The 18,924-nt window shown below is 44.0% G+C and carries 10 protein-coding genes, 3 rRNA genes and 2 pseudogenes (1 of these 15 only partly in view); 9 read left to right on the forward strand and 6 right to left on the reverse strand.

Features of this window, described 5'->3' with window-relative positions:
- The 3 genes from B1L02_RS00535 to rrf (B1L02_RS00545) form a co-directional block, all read left to right on the forward strand.
- Positions 1–1,635: ribosomal RNA gene (locus B1L02_RS00535) — 23S ribosomal RNA — on the forward strand; it begins 1,250 nt to the left of the window's first position.
- A gap of 191 nt (positions 1,636–1,826) precedes the next feature.
- A 5S ribosomal RNA gene (gene rrf, locus B1L02_RS00540) occupies positions 1,827–1,940 on the forward strand.
- 40 nt (positions 1,941–1,980) lie between these two features.
- Positions 1,981–2,093, forward strand: a 5S ribosomal RNA gene (gene rrf, locus B1L02_RS00545).
- Between the two features lie 233 nt (positions 2,094–2,326).
- Here the strand turns inward: rrf (B1L02_RS00545) and B1L02_RS00550 are convergent.
- Positions 2,327–3,364: pseudogene (locus tag B1L02_RS00550) on the reverse strand (IS630 family transposase).
- A gap of 239 nt (positions 3,365–3,603) precedes the next feature.
- Here B1L02_RS00550 and B1L02_RS00555 point away from each other — a divergent pair.
- Together B1L02_RS00555 and B1L02_RS00560 are read left to right on the forward strand one after the other, a co-directional pair.
- On the forward strand, positions 3,604–4,701 hold the full coding sequence (locus B1L02_RS00555; protein ID WP_088529525.1) for an ISAs1 family transposase: 1,098 nt from the start codon (positions 3,604–3,606) through the stop codon (positions 4,699–4,701).
- A gap of 716 nt (positions 4,702–5,417) precedes the next feature.
- A pseudogene (locus B1L02_RS00560) lies at positions 5,418–8,308 on the forward strand (TonB-dependent receptor plug domain-containing protein).
- Positions 8,309–8,439: 131 nt separating this feature from the next.
- On the opposite strand, the gene B1L02_RS00565 reads toward B1L02_RS00560, so the two are convergent.
- A complete protein-coding gene (locus B1L02_RS00565; RefSeq protein WP_088532226.1) occupies positions 8,440–9,252 on the reverse strand; it encodes an AraC family transcriptional regulator in 813 nt (270 codons plus the stop codon).
- A gap of 80 nt (positions 9,253–9,332) precedes the next feature.
- On the opposite strand from B1L02_RS00565, the gene B1L02_RS00570 reads away from it, so the two are divergent.
- Positions 9,333–10,505, forward strand: coding sequence for an MFS transporter (locus B1L02_RS00570; RefSeq protein WP_088529526.1), 1,173 nt, complete (start codon positions 9,333–9,335; stop codon positions 10,503–10,505).
- A 34-nt stretch (positions 10,506–10,539) separates the two neighbouring features.
- Here the strand turns inward: B1L02_RS00570 and B1L02_RS00575 are convergent, their stop codons facing one another.
- Complete coding sequence (locus tag B1L02_RS00575; RefSeq protein ID WP_088529527.1) at positions 10,540–11,193, reverse strand: XRE family transcriptional regulator; 654 nt, start codon at positions 11,191–11,193, stop codon at positions 10,540–10,542.
- 272 nt (positions 11,194–11,465) lie between these two features.
- On the opposite strand from B1L02_RS00575, the gene B1L02_RS00580 reads away from it, so the two are divergent.
- The gene (locus B1L02_RS00580) at positions 11,466–12,878 is read left to right on the forward strand and encodes a glycosyl hydrolase family 18 protein (RefSeq protein ID WP_088529528.1); all 1,413 of its coding nucleotides are present in this window, start codon (positions 11,466–11,468) and stop codon (positions 12,876–12,878) included.
- Between the two features lie 125 nt (positions 12,879–13,003).
- Here the strand turns inward: B1L02_RS00580 and B1L02_RS00585 are convergent, their stop codons facing one another.
- Together B1L02_RS00585 and B1L02_RS00590 are read right to left on the reverse strand one after the other, a co-directional pair.
- Positions 13,004–13,204 carry a hypothetical protein gene (locus tag B1L02_RS00585; RefSeq protein ID WP_088529529.1) on the reverse strand — a complete coding sequence of 67 codons (201 nt, stop codon included), beginning with the start codon at positions 13,202–13,204 and terminating at the stop codon, positions 13,004–13,006.
- 104 nt (positions 13,205–13,308) lie between these two features.
- Positions 13,309–15,342, reverse strand: coding sequence for a glycoside hydrolase family 97 protein (locus tag B1L02_RS00590; protein ID WP_410477303.1), 2,034 nt, complete (start codon positions 15,340–15,342; stop codon positions 13,309–13,311).
- A 201-nt stretch (positions 15,343–15,543) separates the two neighbouring features.
- Here B1L02_RS00590 and B1L02_RS00595 point away from each other — a divergent pair, with 201 nt between their 5' ends.
- Positions 15,544–16,191: a methylamine utilization protein gene (locus B1L02_RS00595; protein WP_088529531.1), complete on the forward strand. Its 648-nt coding sequence runs from the start codon at positions 15,544–15,546 to the stop codon at positions 16,189–16,191.
- Positions 16,172–17,413 carry a hypothetical protein gene (locus B1L02_RS00600; protein WP_088529532.1) on the forward strand — a complete coding sequence of 414 codons (1,242 nt, stop codon included), beginning with the start codon at positions 16,172–16,174 and terminating at the stop codon, positions 17,411–17,413. The genes B1L02_RS00595 and B1L02_RS00600 overlap by 20 nt, the downstream gene beginning before the upstream one ends.
- Positions 17,414–17,463: 50 nt before the next feature.
- Here the strand turns inward: B1L02_RS00600 and sthA are convergent, their stop codons facing one another.
- Positions 17,464–18,900, reverse strand: coding sequence for a Si-specific NAD(P)(+) transhydrogenase (sthA, locus tag B1L02_RS00605; RefSeq protein ID WP_088529533.1), 1,437 nt, complete (start codon positions 18,898–18,900; stop codon positions 17,464–17,466).
- Positions 18,901–18,924 lie beyond the last annotated feature (24 nt).

Consider the following 18,924-nt stretch of genomic DNA (forward strand, 5'->3'; position numbering starts at 1 on the left):
TAACGACAAGAGGAGTGAAAAACTCCTCCGCCGGAAGACCAAGGGTTCCTATCCCATGTTAATCAGGGTAGGGTGAGTCGACCCCTAAGGCGAGGCTGAAGAGCGTAGTCGATGGGAAACGGGTTAATATTCCCGTACTCGGTATGAATGCGATGGGGGGACGGAGCAGGCTAGGCAAGCATGGCGTTGGTTGTCCATGTGAAAGGCTGTAGGCTGGTGACTTAGGAAAATCCGGGTTGCCAAGGCTGAGAGTCGAGACGAGCCACTAAGGTGGTGAAGTTGTTGATGCCCTACTTCCAGGAAAAGCCTCTAAGCTTCAGTTCATACTGAATCGTACCCTAAACCGACACAGGTGGTCAGGTAGAGAATACTAAGGCGCTTGAGAGAACTCGGGTGAAGGAACTAGGCAAAATTGTACCGTAACTTCGGGAGAAGGTACGCTCTTGTTTGTGAAAGACTTGCTCTGTAAGCAAACGAGAGCCGCAGTGACCAGGTGGCTGGGACTGTTTATTAAAAACACAGCACTGTGCAAAATCGTAAGATGACGTATACGGTGTGACACCTGCCCGGTGCCGGAAGGTTAATTGATGGGGTTAGCTTAGGCGAAGCTCTTGATCGAAGCCCCGGTAAACGGCGGCCGTAACTATAACGGTCCTAAGGTAGCGAAATTCCTTGTCGGGTAAGTTCCGACCTGCACGAATGGTGTAACCATGGCCACGCTGTCTCCACCCGAGACTCAGTGAAATTGAAATCGCAGTGAAGATGCTGTGTACCCGCGGCTAGACGGAAAGACCCCGTGAACCTTTACTACAGCTTGGCACTGAACATTGACCCTACATGTGTAGGATAGGTGGGAGGCTTTGAAGCGCAGACGCTAGTTTGTGTGGAGCCGACCTTGAAATACCACCCTTGTAGTGTTGATGTTCTAACTTAGGCCCCTGAATCGGGGTTGAGGACAGTGCCTGGTGGGTAGTTTGACTGGGGCGGTCTCCTCCCAAAGAGTAACGGAGGAGCACGAAGGTTTGCTAAGTACGGTCGGACATCGTACGGTTAGTGTAATGGTAGAAGCAAGCTTAACTGCGAGACAGACACGTCGAGCAGGTACGAAAGTAGGTCATAGTGATCCGGTGGTTCTGAATGGAAGGGCCATCGCTCAACGGATAAAAGGTACTCCGGGGATAACAGGCTGATACCGCCCAAGAGTTCATATCGACGGCGGTGTTTGGCACCTCGATGTCGGCTCATCACATCCTGGGGCTGAAGTCGGTCCCAAGGGTATGGCTGTTCGCCATTTAAAGTGGTACGCGAGCTGGGTTTAGAACGTCGTGAGACAGTTCGGTCCCTATCTGCCGTGGGCGTTTGAGAATTGAGAGGGGCTGCTCCTAGTACGAGAGGACCGGAGTGGACGAACCGCTGGTGTTCGGGTTGTGATGCCAATTGCATTGCCCGGTAGCTACGTTCGGAATCGATAACCGCTGAAAGCATCTAAGCGGGAAGCGAGCCTCGAGATGAGTTCTCACTTTGACTTAGAGTCAACTGAAGGGCCGTTGAAGACTACAACGTTGATAGGCGAGATGTGGAAGTGCTGTGAGGCATTAAGCTAACTCGTACTAATTACCCGTGAGGCTTAACCATACAACGCCAAAGTGGTTTATAAGCGACAGAAGTTAATAGACTAAAGTAGACAAAAGAATTTAATAAGCTTTTTCCAGATTTAAGAATTAAACAAGGTGACCAACCTCAGCGGTATCGCGAAATCGGTTCACCTTGCGCAAATGGAATGCTCGTGCGAGGCACGATGTCATTAGACATTTGCCCCCAGTTTTCCTGGTGACTATAGCGTTTTGGAACCACCTGACCCCATGCCGAACTCAGAAGTGAAACAAAACAGCGTCGATGATAGTGTGGATTACCCATGTGAAAGTAGAACATCGCCAGGGCCAAATTTAATATAAAAATAAAAACTAAAAACAGTATTTTCCTGATGACCATAGCGTTTTGGAACCACCTGACCCATGCCGAACTCAGAAGTGAAACAAAACAGCGTCGATGATAGTGTGGATTACCCATGTGAAAGTAGAACATCGTCAGGGCCAATTAGAGAAACCCGCTGCAGCAATGCGACGGTTTTTTTGCTATGTGCGATTAAAAAAACCTCGCAAGCCAATCAACACATCGCGAGGTAAACTCGCTCCTACCACAGTATCAGCACAGTGCAACATGGTAGGAGATGTATGGACTCCTCTCCCTTAACGGGAGAGTACGGTATAAAGATATTGCAAAACACTTTTATGATGCCGCGGGCGAAAACTTATACCAATCCATCTTAACTTTTTCCCACCTCTATCCAGTCACGTTGACACATTTTAACCACTCGTTTTGTACATGATACAAAGTCATTCCAAGCCTCACTACAACTCTCAACAATATCTTCATAACCTTTGAAACAACGATTCGCTAAATGATGCTGACGCAGCCAACTCCATACTTGCTCTATTGGGTTCAGCTCTGGTGAATAAGGAGGGAGTTTGATAATGGAGACATTATCAATATCAGTTACCAGTGATCCCTGATGCCATCCTGCACCGTCCATTAACACAACAGCATGCCGTCCAGGTGCTGTCTTCTCAGATATTTGTTGCAAATGCTGTTTCATGACACTCATATTCACCCATGGTGTGATGAGTGCTTCAGTCTGTCCTGTTGAAGGGCACACAGCGCCAAATAGATAAGCATAATCAAACTGTTGTTGTTTGACTGCTCTAGGCCGGGTTCCCTTTTTGCCCAAAGGCGTGTCGTGGTGTTTTGCTGACCAAATCTGGCCTCGTCTTGAAACCAGATATCCACGTCATTCAGGTTGATAAATAGCGGGATCGTTTTGATCAATTCCGTTTGCAGTTTTTTTAAAGTCCTGCTGAACTTGTTCGGACTGTTTCGGGTGGCGAGAGCGGCTAGTTATCCAGCTAAAGCCTAATTTTTCCAATAATTTATAAATCGCATTAGGGTGGTAAGAGACGTTAAATTCATCTTCAATGTATTGCTTTATACGATACCCTGTCAGCCTACCACCGTTGTCATTTTGACTGTATTTTTCAATATACTGGCACAGTTGTTTCTGCTGCGCATCGTTTAAATAACAACGTTTACCGATAGGTTTTTTAGCGTCAAGGCCAGTGAGCCCCTCGTTAAGGTAGCGCTTCACCCACTCATTTACCATTCTTCTGCTGACATGCAGCATGGCAGCAATTTGTGTTTTATTGTGGTTATCACGGTAGTGCGCGACCGCTAAATAACGGATCTTTTTACGCGCGTCTTTTTCTGATTTAGCTAACTTGAAAAGTTCGACAGAAGTATGAGTATTCAAAGTTTATTTGTCAGTTGAAAAATAAATACAATTAGATCACAAATCATTACGGAATGGTATCACTCCCACCATAAATACAGCATTGTGGGGGGCTTATTCGCCGCGTATTTATAAGCAAAAGCAGAGCTATGGTTTTATGGAATCAACTAATTTGTGGGCAGGGCGGGATCGAACTTTAAATTGACGAGTATTGGGGTTTTATGATCTGATTGCGCATCGCAATTTTTTAGGTCGTTACAATGAGCATCATCACACATTTAAAGTGGATTGAAGATCCTAGAACCGATGTTAATATCAAACATAATCTTGTCGACGTCTTGTTTTTAACTTTGAGTGCCGTGCTTAGTGGCGCTGATGGATGGAAATCAATTCAAGAGTTTGGTGAGTTGCAACTGGATTGGTTAAGGCAGCATCGTCCTTTTGAACATGGCATACCCAAACGTCACTGCATTGCAAACATAATCAAAGCTTTAAATACCGATGCTTTGCTTAAGGCTCTGCTAGATTGGATTAATTCTCGTCGTGAAGAAGCTCAAAAGCCACACATTGCGATTGATGGAAAAGTGCTTCGAGGTTGTTGGAAAGACAATGTGTACAATGCGCTAAATGTGGTTAGTGCATTTGATGTTGATAATGGCCTAGCCTTGTATCAACAAGCTGCGCAAAATAAGGGTCAAGAAGGTCAAATTGCCCGTGATATCATCGACATATTAGCGTGTAAAGGTTGCATTGTGACGCTTGATGCTCTGCATTGCCAAACGAAAACGTTGGAGACGATAGTAAAGAATAAGGGCGACTTTATTATCCAAGTCAAAGCCAATCAGCGTAATTTACACAATGCTATCGCTGAGCACTTTACAGCTCACTATGACAGCATGGGCCCACACGAAGAAACACAAAGCAATGGAAATGCTCATGGCCGAGGTGAAAGTCGTCTAGTTATGCAACTACCGATTAAATTACCGCAGAAACTCAAAGAGAAATGGCCTCATGTCAAAACGGTGATTGAGGTTGCAAGAGGTCGTAAATTAGGCGACAAAACCAGTTATACCTCCCACTTCTATGTCAGTTCATTGGCGGTAGAGCCAGAGTTAGTGGCAAAAGTAATACGCAAACATTGGCACATAGAGAATCGACTTCACTGGGTGTTAGATGTTGTTTTCAAAGAAGATAAATTAAAGGTAGCAGACCCAGACGGGGCGGCACACATCGCTTTGTTCAACAGAGTATGCTTAAACATAATTAGGCAACATCAAGGTAAAAAAGACAGTTTAGCAGCTAAACGAAGAGGAGCAGCTTGGAACGGTGATTTTAGGACGGAGTTACTCTTTGGTTAATCTATAAGCAAAGTGGAATCCCACCCTGATTTGTGGGTGAAATACCGTATTAGCAGTCGTTAAAAGTGTCTCATTTTATGGGGAGGTGAAAAATTGGTATGAATAGCAAAGTTTCTGCTTTGCCTAAATGTAGCTAAGAGCGAGAAAGCTTTCCCTTGTTTATTGACTGCATGCAGTTGGTAATCCATATGAAATCAGAAAAGCATGTTGTATTAGGTTAAGTCAGATTGATGTTGAGCGGCTTAGTTTATATGGGTAAGAATTGCGAATATTGAATATTTTATTGAGTTTAATGGGATAGTATTAAATTTAGTGTTCTTGCTTTTTAGGGCTCATCACTATGTAAAGGTTGCAGGTATTTATTTGCTTTTTAGTAGTTAGTGAAATTTATTTATTGAATGTAATTTTAAATAACTTGTAAAATTGTTAATTTATTTTTCATTAGCTACTTTTCCAATTAGCTTCTTTCTCTTACTTTTTTGAGTCATTAAGATTTAAAGTTAAATTAATCAAAAATATATAGCCTTAACATTTTTATAATTTTATAAGTGTTCTTTTCTTTCAAACTTCCGAAGTTTGATTTTAAATTCAATTTAACTGCATAGTTATTTTTTATATAATAGGGAAAAATTATCTTGATTTTTCTATTGTAAGAAAATAGTTTATTGATTGAGTTATAAAGAATAATACTTATAAATTAAGGTATGAAATAAGAGATGAAGAAAAGTAATCCAGTAATAAAAAGAACACCTGTATTTTTTGCTGTCAGCTGCGCGCTTGCATCTATCTCGACAAGTGTGCTTGCGGAGCAAAGCACCAACGCCGACGAAGTTGAGAAAATTCAGGTTACCGGGTCTCGTATACTTAGAGAGGGGCGATAGCTCCTGCTCCGGTAACGGTAATTAGCGGTGAATCTTTACTATCGAGCGGTGTAACGAATATTGGTGAAGCGTTAAACGATTTGCCTGCGCTTGCTAATACTTACTCTCTCGCCAATGCTGGAAGATCTATAGGTACAGCCGGATTGAGCATGTTAGATTTGCGAGGTATGGGGACTGATAGGACTTTGGTACTTGTGGATGGTAAACGGCATGTTTCTAGTAGCCCTGGTACGGCTTCCGTTGATGTAAACAATATACCTTCTAATTGGATTGAGCGTGTAGAAATCATCACTGGTGGCGCGTCTGCTGTATATGGTGCAGATGCAGTAACAGGCGTTGTAAACTTTATCTTGAAAAAAGACATTCAAGGGTTCGATCTGAGTGTATCTAAAGGTAGTGCTGAAGAAGGCCCTTATGAAAATGAAAAGTTCAGCCTGTCTTATGGTGTAGACTTTAATGGTGGTAAAGGTAATGTTGGTATCTCTGTTTCTCATGTAAAGCAAGATGGTATGACCGCTAAAGATAGAGCACAAACTCGTGCGCCTATCACTAGTGTGTCAAACCCAGCTGATAAAGATTATAGAGACGAAGACGGTAACTATGTTCACGATGGTGTACCTGATAGACTCACTATCCCTAATGGCGGTTGGTTTGACGATGCTAAAGAAGGTAACTTCTATTTAGTAGAAAATGACGAAGCTGTTTGGTATATCTTTAACCCAGATGGCAGTGTAAGGCCTCAAAAACTTGGTACAACATACGGCGACTATGGGAAGTGCTCTGGTGATTGTGACATTCTTGATTTAACTCGTTATACCGAGTTACAACCTACTTTTGAAAATACCAATGTAAATATCAAAGCCAACTACGATATTACGACTGATATTAACGCGTATGCTTCAGCTAAATATACAAAATCAGAAGCTGATTCGATTGGTCAACCATCGTTTTTTGAGTATGGAAATAGTCGTGGAACAGGTGCGTTCATTATCAAACGCGATAATGCTTATATCCATGAATCACTCGCTCAATTGATGGATAGTAAAGGTGTGGAACAATTTGCTATGCACCGTTTTATGGAAGATGCAGGGCGTCGATATGAGTTTAATGAGCGTGAAACAACCCGGTTTGTAGTTGGTGCAACAGGTGTAGTTGCTGATGATTGGGACTTCGATGTTTCGGCTGTATATGGAAAAACAGAGACAACTCAGACTAATGCTGGTAATACGATTAAAACACGTGTTAAACAGTCTGCAGATGCAATTAAGCTAGCAAATGGTGACATTGTCTGTCGAGATGTTGAAGCTCGTGCTGCAGGTTGTGTGCCGACGAGCCTCTTTGGTTATGGTGCCGTGAGCGACGAAGCTGCCGCTTGGTTTAATACCACAAGTATTAGTGAATCCACCATCAAGCAAACAGTATTCAACGCTAACATCAGTAATAGCGCCATCTATGAACTACCTGCTGGCTATGTTGGGGTATCCTTTGGTGTCGAATATCGTAAAGAAGAAAGCGACTCTTTACCTGATGCTTTTGCAGCAACAGGTGCTACATTCTTGAATGCAATCCAAGAGGAACATGGAGACTTTACGGTAAGAGAAGCATTTACAGAGATTTCGATTCCATTACTGTCTGATGTATTGCTAGTTCAGGACTTATCATTTGATTTGGCCGCACGTTTTGCTGATTATTCAACGATTGGTGATACTTTAAGTTGGAAAGCTGGTATCAACTGGAGTGTGACAGACGAGTTGCGTATTCGTGCTACAAAGTCTCAGGCTATGCGTGCACCAAACATCACAGAATTATACGGCCCTCAGAGCGAAACTTTTTTCAGTAGCATTACCGATCCTTGTAAGAAAGGCCAGGTTCAAGATGCAAACCGCAGAACGAACTGTGACGCGTTGGGTATTCCAGAAGATTTTGATGCAGTTGCAACCGTTTCTTCTATTCCAGGTGTGTTGGGCGGTAACCCTGAATTGAAAGAAGAAGAGTCAGACAGTATTACCTATGGTGTAGTTTATACACCTGAGGCAATTGAAGGTTTCACCGTAACACTAGATTACTGGAAAATAGAAATTGACGATGCAATCGATGCCGTAGCTGGGCAAGATATTCTAGACAAGTGTGTTGATTCACTTACAGGTATAGATAATCAATTCTGTGCTTTGATTACACGTGATGCTGATGGTGAGCTGAGAAATATTCGCTCAATTACACAAAACGTAGCAAAGCAAAGTGCTGAAGGTGTTGATTTCGAGTTTGGTTATGACTTTGATCTATTCGAAGGACATATGACAACTAGCTTGATCGGTACTTACCTGATTAGTAGAAAAGAGTATCCATTCCAAGTTGACCCGACTGACTTTATTCAAAATGCTGGAACAACTGGTGAAGCTGAGTGGCAGGCAATGCTTTCTCTTGGTTATAAAGTAGGTAATTGGCAGTTCGGTTCAAAGACTCGCTACTTAGATGAAGTGAGCAGTTATACCGAACAAGAATTAAAGCGAAATCCAGATCCAAATAGTTTGATGGGATATGGCACCTATTTTATTACAGATATCCGTGGTGGTTACAGTTTCGAGAATGGTATTACGCTTGAATTAGGTGTCGACAACGTATTTGACAGAGACTTGCCTGGTTACACCACAGGAACGGGTATTGGAACTGCGAGTTATGATAACATTGGTCGTATGTATTACGGTGCATTCACTTATCAGTTCTAATTTGAGCGCCATTAAGGCTTAGATAAATAGTGTAAACATAGAAAGGGCATACGTTGGTATGCCCTTTTACATTACATTAAGCCATGCATGGTTAGTTGGGATACTGGCAATCGCAGTAGTCTTGAAATATGTTATTTCTTGAGATATTGCCCTGGCGGTTTGCCAAAGACTTTTTTAAACGCATTGCTAAATGCGGCAGTAGACTCAAAACCCAAATATTCAGCTGCTTGTTGCTGAGAATATCCATCTTTCAAAAGCTCAATCGCTTTGATAGCTCTTAATTTTTGCCGCCAATCACTGAACCCCATCATAAAGCATTTATGAAATAGACGGTTGAGAGTACGGGTTGAAGCGCCGACTTGTTCACTCCATGTTTCTAAACTTATTTTGCATCCTGGATTTGTATGTAGCTCGGTCACAATGGGTAAAATCCTAGCATCCTGTGCACTTGGAATAAAAAAGTGGCACGTTGCAGCTGACGTTAATCTATCAATAAAGACATCGATAAATCGCTCGGTTTTGTCATCTAAATGGTAATCTTCCTGCCAAGTACAGATCTCCAGAATAAATTGCTTCAGTAGTTCATCTACCGCAATTAGCTTCGCTTTATTCCCTAACAACTCGGTGTATTTATTGTCGATATAGACACTACGAAAATCTCCACCGTAGCGGCAGTATGTTTCGTGAGGGAGGTTTGGTGGAAGCCATAATGCTTGGTCAGGAGGGATCACGAATGTGCCTTCTGGAGTCACTATTGTAATAACTCCATTACTTGTATATGCAAGTTGACCCCACTCATGTTGGTGTTGCTGAACATGCTCCCATTCCGCTTTTTTTACCGCTCTTGGCAGGATTGGTCGGCCAAGTGTTGGTTTTAAGAAGCGTTTATATTTGGGCTGAATACGCCAAGGAAAGGTTGTCTGTTTTGATGAAGAACTTGGCATAATTGTGTATATCAGAAATGAACGAGTGGCCATATTATAGCCATAACTTTTCAATAGTTGTGCTTTATGTGGAGATAATCATGAAGAATACTTCTCAAGGATGGCAAAGTCCTTTTAATTTCTTAGTGCTCGCTACCATTGTTATGGCCGTTACGTTCGCAGGCTGGATGGCCATGCTCAATAACTTTGCGATTGAAGCCGCAAACTTTAATGGCGCTAATATGGGAATGTTGCAATCCCTGCGTGAGATCCCCGGGTTTTTAGCGTTTACAGCGGTATTTGTTTTATTGGTGTTAAAGGAGCAGACCTTCGCACTGATCAGTTTATGTTTGTTATCGCTTGGCGTCGCCATTACGGGCTTGTTGCCTACTATTTATGGTTTGTATGTAACTACAGTGTTAATGTCGATAGGTTTTCACTATTTCGAGACGCTGAATCAATCTCTCAGTTTACAATGGTTCAATAAAGATGAGGCACCGGCCAAACTAGGTATCTTGCTCTCTATTAAATCCATCGCTTCTCTGATCACCTATGCGGTAATATGGCTAGGTTTTAGCTACTTTTCTGCGGACTATCAGTGGATGTATCTGCTCATTGGAGGGGTTGGCTTTGTCATTGCGCTATTTATGTTTATCGGCTTTCCAGCCTTTGAAATGCATACTACGCAGCATAAAAAGCTCATTTTGAGAAAAGAGTACGGCCTATATTACGCCTTAATTTTCTTCTCGGGTGCGAGACGACAAATATTTATGGTGTTTGCGGGTTTCTTAATGGTGGAAAAGTTTGGTTTTGATGTTGCACAGATCACCGCGCTTTATATGTTGAATCATTTGATAAACATATTTATCGCCCCCAAGATTGGTCAAATGATTGGGCATATTGGTGAGCGTAAAACACTGACAATGGAATATGTGGGACTAATTTTTGTATTTATTGGTTATGCATTAGTAGAGTCAGCAAGCTTTGCAGCAGCGCTTTATGTCATCGACCATCTGTTTTTTGCGATGGCCATTGCACTTAAAACTTATTTTCAAAAAATTGCTCGGCCAGAAGATATCGCAGCAACAGCTGGGGTTAGCTTTACCATTAACCATATTGCAGCAGTAGTGATCCCTGCAAGCTTTGGCTTAGTATGGTTATACGATCAATCCTTAGTATTTTACTTTGGTGCTGTACTTGCGGTGTGCTCATTGGTGTTGAGCCAGTTTGTGAATACAGCAAATGTGCAGGATAAGCTGGCTAAACCCGTGTGATGCAGGAGCATCACACGAATAGTGACGTTGCAGTTTAGATACTGCGACCACACCAAACAACACGCCCTGCAATGCCGTGACTGTCGGCATTATCAGTGGTGATCTCCCAGCTCGGGTAATCGGGGTTATCACTGATCACTTTGAGCTGAGAGTGCTTTTGTTGCAATCGCTTAGCCATTAGCCCCTCTTCCGTTTGAATGATATAAACCGCATCTTTACTGGGTTGATTCTGTGAAAGGTCAACGAGCACCATGTCGCCGTCTAGCAACGTGGGCTGCATACTATCACCACGGATAGAGACAAAGGCGAGCTTCTCTGAATACACGCCAAGATGGGAGTTTAGCCAACGACGGTTGAGTGCAAACTGCTCGGTGACTTCTTCATGACCAATTACACTACCCATACCTGCACTGGCCTCAATATCAAGTTTAGGTATGAGGGTAAGTTCATCTTTAAACTGACCTTGTGGTTTATCTAAGGGTTGTTCACCGGTAAGTAACCAGTTCAGATCAATGGCAAATAGGCTATAAAGGTGCTCAAGATATATCATTGAAGGGCGACTTAAGCCGCGACAAATACGGTAAATATGGGAAGGGGATTTACCTGTTAGCTGGGCAAATTGGCGCTTATTGCCGCCTGCAAATTGCTCGACTAAGGTTATAAATCGTCTTGAAAATGCCGTACTCATCTCTTAATTATTCTCTTTATAGCGCCTAAACCCGCAAGCATACTGAGCTAAGCCTTATCTGTACAGTCTCGCTGCACTAGTTGGACATTTTATAAACGAGCATAATCAAGGACGAATAATGGCCTAAAGAGAGGGGTTATTTCATTAGACTAAGGTCGTAGTGAGTTGGGTTGTACGAAATTTGTCCATGCTGGTAGGCTAGAATCGCAAGTTAACATTTATTTAAACTCGGCAAGACTTGCTTTAGCCGACATACAACATGGAAAAAGGTAATGAAATATACAAATTTATTAATTGCACTTCCGCTCTTGGGCGCGATGGAAGTTGCACTAGCGGTAGACTGTAGCAACTTAACGCAATGGCAATCACAGCAAGTATATACAGGTGGCGACGCAGTCACTTATCAATCAACTAAATACACCGCGAAATGGTGGACGCAAAACCAAAACCCTGCCCAAAATTCCAATACTTATGGTGTCTGGCAAGCCAATGGCGGTTGTGATCCGGTAACGCCATTGCCCCAAGTTTCGGTTACCTCTCCAAGCAGTAACGCACGAGTGTTAGTGGGTTCATCAGTTAGCCTAGCGGCGGCAGTAAGCCATCCGCAAAACACAGCAATCGACAGTGTTGAATTCTATCTCGATGGCACGCTTGTCGCCTCTGACAACAGTGCGCCTTATGAGGTGATGTGGCAAGCGCAGGGGCTAGGTAATCGCGCATTAACTGTCTATGCAACTGATGTATCTGGGGCACGAGGTGAATCGAGTGCGGTGAACTTCAGTGTTGTGTCTGACGAGGTTCCTCCTGGCGACCCTAATTTTAAAATTGTCGGCTATTTCCCAAGTTGGCAGGGGGCAGTGAGTGATATTCAGTTTGATAAACTCACCCATATCAATTACTCATTTTTACTACCCAATGCAGATGGCACACTGAGACCGCTTGAAAATTTAAGCAAAATGACAGCGCTAGTAAATTCGGCCCATGCCAACAATGTAAAGGTGGGGATTGCCATTGGTGGCTGGAACGGGGGTGACGATAGTGCATTCGAGACATTCGCCAGTTCACAGCAAGGTAGAGCCCGTTTCGTGCAAGAGGTCATTGCGTTTGTAGAGCAGCATAATCTAGATGGCGTTGATATGGATTGGGAATATCCAGATCCCGGTGCTTCGGCAAATAACTATGCATTACTGATGAAGGAACTAAGCGTTGAGTTACGCGCCAGAGGTAAATTTTTGACGGCTGCCGTGGTGGCGCTTGGCTATACCGGTGGTGGCGTGTTGGAATCTGTATTCCAAGATATCGACTTTTTAAATTTGATGGCGTACGACGCGAACAATACTGATCATGCTTCTATGCAATATGCCAAAGATTCTATTGCTTACTGGCAAGGTCGTGGGCTCAGTAAAGAAAAAACGGTATTGGGCGTACCATTTTACGCAAGACCTACTTGGAAAGCGTATCGCACCTTACTACAAGAGAACCCTGCTAATGCCTGTCGCGATAGTGATGGTAGCAGCTACTACAATGGTATCCCGACGATCCGCGCAAAAACGCAGTACGCTAAGCTCAATGCCGGTGGCATTATGAATTGGGAGCTATCCCATGACAGTAATGGCCCTGCGTCGTTATTAACAGCGAAATGGGAAGTTGCTAATGGTGTAACACCAAGCTATCAATGTCAGTAAATTATTACTTATAACTCAGCTCAGCGGCGAGTGAGAGCTGGCCGTTGAGTATACAGAGAGTTTGACTGGGAAATAGGCTAACTACATATTTTTATAATATCTAGCCTATATATGGTGGGAAATGTTTATAAGCAGCGTTCCAGTACGCTGCAGGTAACAGCTGGTGAACTCGGACGTTGGCACCAGTAATCATTATTAGTCGTTTCACACATAACGCCCGTTTCTGGTCCCCTACCACCCGCTGCTTGCGGTGTTAGTTTTATGGCAAGTTGACTTTGTTGATAATCTAATTGTTTTAGTTTTTTCTTTGCTAGGGTAAGTTTCATATTATTTTCCTTTGAAATACTAGGTTATTTCACCCTACGGCATAGTTTACTAAATGTACAGACCAAAGCGGTGACTACTCAACTGCGGGGTAGCCACCTGATGCTTAAAGCGCTTTAAAGCGAATGGCGGCACCGCCGCCGGCAGCTAGTTTTAACGTCAGCTTGTCATTACTCGTGACCTTTTGACGATAAATATTCATCTCGTAAGGGTTTTGTTTCCATTCGGCTCTATCACCGTCCGCGTAGATTTGTGCTTCGAAGGCTTTACCTGGCTCCAGGAAATCTAAAGCAATAGGAATTTCTCTCGCTTCCTCGTCAGTCACAGCACCCAAGAACCAGTCATTGCCACTATATTGTTTATATTTGCGCTCCTTTCTGGCAAAAACAACATAATCTCCCACTTCTCCTGCAAGGGCGATACTGCTTTCCCAGTCAGTGGGGACGTCTTTGATAAACTGGAAGGCATCTGGCTTGGCGAGGTAATTTTCTGGTAAATCGGCCGCCATTTGAATTGGGCTATAAAGCACAACATAAAGCGCTAATTGCTTGGCTAGGGTGGTTTGTGGGCGGTTGGTTTTATCGCCAAGGCCGTTAAAGCCCATGTCAAATATGCCCGGAGTAAAGTCCATAGGTCCTGCTAACATGCGCGTAAAGGCAAGCATTGGCACGTGCTCCGGAGGGTTTGGTGGTGTGCCCCATGCGTTAAACTCTTGCCCTCTTGCCCCTTCTCTCGCAATCCAGTTTGGATAGGTACGACGCAGGCCGGTATCTTTGATTGGTTCATGTGTATTGATACTGATCTTGTGTTTGGCTGCGAGTTTGATGTTGTCTAAGTACTCATTTGCCATAAATTGACCGTCGTGCCATTCGAATCTGGCATTGCCCTCGGCATCAATGCGTTTGATGTTGCCGCCATCGGCTACGTAACCGGTTTTAACTTGGCGAACGCCTGCTTTTTCGTAGAGTGCGAAAGCCGCCTCCATTTGATTACGATAGTTGCTGACGTTACCAGACGTCTCGTGATGACCAATTAGGCGTGCACCTACTTTTTCTCCGTGCTTGGCTATTTCGTCAATATTAAAGTCAGCATAGGCGTCGGTAAAGCTAAAGACATCACCGTTGAAGAACCAGTCGCCATCCCAGCCTATATTCCACCCTTCAACCAACACGCCATCAAAGCCATTGTCAGCGGCAAAGCTCAAATATTCTTTAGTGCGCGCCGTAGTCGCCCCATGCTTATCGCCGCTGCCCCAAGTATTTTTGTTGATGTGCATGCCCCACCAAATACCGATGTATTTACCCGGCTCAACCCAGGATACATCACCGAGCTTATTTGGTTCGTTGAGGTTTAAAATAAGATGAGAGTTAAGCAAGTCGGTGGCTTCATCGCCTATTTGCAGGGTGCGCCAAGGTGTATTGAACTTACCATTGGTTTTGACCGCAACGCCATCTGACCAAGGTGTCAGATCAGCAACAAATGTTCCTGGGCGACGCTGGTTTAAGGTCATACCCGCATAGTCAATTAGGGCCGCTTCATGCACACTGATATGAACCCCGTCTTGATTCTTTAAGGTAAACGGGGTGTGCACATGTGGGGCATCGTGCAGTGGTGTGGTGTTGTATACATATTCATAGCGATTCCAGCCACGAGCGGGGATCCACCACGCGGTACTTTTATCGCTTTGTGCAAAGGCGAACTCGGTTAACTCTCTGGTGATATAAAGCGCTTGATTTTGGGCAACCTCATAACGGAAGCCGACACCATCATCAAATACTTTTACCCGTACAATATATTGCGGCGACTTGTCCGTCTGCTTGGTAAAAGTGACAGCAAGCTCATTGTGTTTATCTTGGATCACTCGGGCTTCGCCCCAGGGCTGTTGCCAACTGCTATCGACGCTATAGCGCTGATGTGTTGTGATATTTAAGCCATCACGCATCGATGCAGCTCTGGCGAAATCAAAACCAAGTTTAGACGGTTGAATAATGGTTTTGTCGTTAAAGCTGACTTGGTAGGTCGGCTGGCTGTTATCATCACTCAAAGTAAAAGTGATTTTGCCATCTGGCGAGCTCACAGCTAAAGATGCGGCAAAGCTCGTAGTTGTAAACCAGCTTAATCCGATCAGGGAAAGTGACATGAGGCGCATAGTGTTTCCTTTTTGTTGTCAGCACGAAAATTCGTGTTCTTTTACACATAAGCTAAGCTTACTGTTGTATGCTCACGTTCACGTAAAAGTTGCATACGTATTCATGCTGTAAATGCGATGAATGTAATAATTATTCCGCTCGGTCTAGTGTAGACAAGCTAAGAAAAATAATAAGGATAGGTTGAACTGCTGATGCTAAACCTAACGATTTTTGGGCGTATTGCTGTTGTGCTGGCAATGCTACAAACCTGTCTAGTCAATGCCCTTGAAGTACAAATTGTCGATGGTGATAAACGGCCACTAGCGAATGCAGCTGTGTGGTTGCAAGGGGATGGTTTTGGTGAAAATAGTGCCACGCTAGAATATAAAATGGGGCAAAAGGATAAAGCATTTGTACCACATATTTTGATGGTGCAAGTAGGGACACAAGTCTCATTTCCGAATTTAGATCCCATTCTGCACCACGTCTATTCCTTCTCTGCTGCAAAGCCGTTCGAGCTCAAGTTGTATCGTGATGACCCAAAATACGTATTATTTGATCAAATAGGTGTAGTTGAGCTTGGCTGCAATATTCACGATTGGATGCTAGGTTATATCGTAGTTGTAAATAGCCCATTATTTGCGGTGACGGATAGCAGCGGTAAAGTATCGATCGACCTAAATATTGATCAAGTCGGCGCACTGAATCTGAATGTGTGGCATGAAAGATTCGAAAATATAGACAAAATAGAACAGCATTCGCTTTCCGCTGTGAACAACACTCAAGCAATTACCTATCAAATTAAGCAAACACTGGTTGCTCCACTTAAGGACTTCTCCGATGACTTCGATGATTACTAAGCTAAGTGCCGCCCTGGCATTATTTGTCATGGGGCAAACAGGAGCAGTTGAGATTTCTGGACAAGGGCAACTGCAAACGACCTGGCAGCATGATGATAATCATAAAGCTTGGTATCAGCCTGGATGGGGTGTTACGCGTTTTGGTAAAGGGGAGTCAGATATTACGCTTAGTCGTGGGGCTATTGATTGGCGTGTAGATTTTTCCAGCGCTTGGTCTTTGCACGGAGTAACACAGTATGTGTCAGACCCAGATGATAAGCTCGGTTTTACAGAACTGTATTTGCAATATCGAACACTGCCTAAAAACGGCCGTCGCGTTATTGTGCGAGCGGGTGGATTTTATCCGAAGTTTTCTGTTGAGAACCCAGATATTGGCTGGTCATCACCTTATACATACCAGTATTCGGCTATCAACGCTTGGATAGGTGAGGAAGTGCGGGTATTTGGTGGTGAAGTCGCAATTGAGCAGCCTAAGACGCATCGTAGCCGAGGTCAGGGATTCAAAGGCGTGTTTGGTGTCTTTAAGGGCAATGATCCAGCTGGCACCTTGCTCGCATGGCGAGGCTTCACCGTACATGACAGGCAGTCGGTGTTCAATGAAAGCCTTCCCTTTGCAGCTGTGGAGTCGTTGAACACACCACAGCTACAACTTCAAGCACAGCATGTTGAACCGTTTTCTGAAGTAGATGGCCGGTTTGGTTATTATGTTGGGTATCATCGCGACTTTTCAAACCGCAGTAAAATCAATGTCTATTGGTATGATAATAATGGCGATCCAAGTAAGATCAATTACCGAATCGGGCAGTATGCATGGGACACTAAATTTATCAGCGCGGCTTGGCGTTATAAGTTGACGTTGAAAACACAGTTACTGATCCAAGGCATGGCTGGTAGTACTGCAATGGGTGGTAATCGTGGAGTCGATATCGATTTTAATAGTTGGTTTTTGTTGCTGAGCCACAAGTTTGACGATTGGCGTTTTAGTGTGCGAGCGGAACAATTTAAAGTCATTGATAAAGACGACTGGCAGTTCGACCCAAACCAAAGTGATGGTCATGCACTGACCGCTGCTGTGAAGTGTCAAATTAATAGCAGTTGGCTGGTGGGTGGTGAACTTTTGAATCTAACAACCACAGTTGCAAACAGAGAGGCATTTAATGGTAAGCCTAAGCAAACCGATAATGTGTGGCGACTCAGCGCTGAGTATCGATTTAATTTATAACAATAAGCGTGACGCCCAAGGTGTCACGCTTATTCATACCATATAATACGTTAATCCAGTAGACGATTAATGCCGTTTAATGCTGCAACGCGATAGGCTTCGGCCATTGTTGGATAGTTAAAGGTAGTATTAATAAAGTACTCGATGTTATTACCCGTCCCTTTTTGTTCCATAATGGCTTGGCCGATATGGATGATCTCGGATGCACGTTCACCAAAGCAGTGAATACCTAATATTTCTTTGGTTTCTGCATGGAACAAAATTTTCAAGCTACCGACTTCAGTGCCTGTGATCTGTGCCCGAGCCAAGTGTTTAAACTGGGCGCGACCCACTTCATAGGGAATGCGCGCAGCGGTAAGCTCTTGCTCGGTTTTACCAACAGAGCTCATTTCTGGAATGGTGTAAATGCCAGTTGGGATGTCGGTTATCAAACGATCATCACAGGCACCGTGCACAATCGCATTGGCCGCAATACGGCCTTGATCGAACGCTGCGCTGGCTAGGCTTGGATAGCCAATCACATCTCCAACTGCGAAAATGTTTTCCACTTCGGTTTGATAGTGTTCGTTGACTTTAAGCTGGCCGCGGCTATCAGCTTTTAGACCTACGCTTGTAAGGTTGAGTGTTTCTGTATTACCGGAGCGACCATTGGCCCACAAAATACAGTCAGCGCGCACTTTCTTGCCAGACTGTAGATGCACAATAACCCCTTTATCATGGGTCTCTACTTTAGCAAACTCCTCATTATGGCGAATAACAATGCCATTATTCCAAAAGTGATAACTGAGTGCGTCAGAGATCTCGGCATCCATGAAGGCCAATAAGCGGTCGCGGGTGTTGATAAGGTCTACCTTTGCGCCAAGCCCTTTAAAGATTGAGGCATATTCACAGCCTATTACCCCCGCGCCGTATATCAGCACGCGTTGAGGATTATGCTCAAGGCTTAAAATAGTGTCGCTGTCGTAGACGCGAGGGTGGTTAAAATCAACGCCTGGTGGGCGGTATGGACGCGAGCCTGTGGCAATCACAATAGTTTTAGCGGTGAGTAACTCTTGCGAACCATCTTGATGAGTGACTTGTACCGTATGCGCGTCAACAAAACTGGCATCGCCTTGAAATAAGTGAATGCGGTTACGGCCATAGAAGCTAGAACGTAATGTTGACTGTTTTGAGATCACATCACTGGCATGGTGCAAAATGTCTTGAAAGGTATGACGCTGTGGGCGCTCGGTAAAACGATAAAGCGGGTTCGCTTTATACTCAATTAAACGACTGACAGAATGGCGAAGGGCTTTAGAAGGAATGGTGCCCCAGTGAACACAGCCACCGCCCACCGCATGCTGACGTTCGATAACGGCAACTTTTTTACCACTTTTTGAGAGGTTCATGGCGGCGCCTTCGCCGCCGGGCCCAGTGCCTATAATAATGGCATCGTATTGATAGGATTGTGGAACAGTTTCGGTTTTCTCTGCAGCTTTTTTGCTCACGGCCTCACCCCTTAAGTTGTTGAG

It is taken from the genome of Pseudoalteromonas piscicida, assembly GCF_002208135.1.
In the GTDB taxonomy this organism is placed as follows: domain Bacteria; phylum Pseudomonadota; class Gammaproteobacteria; order Enterobacterales; family Alteromonadaceae; genus Pseudoalteromonas; species Pseudoalteromonas piscicida_A.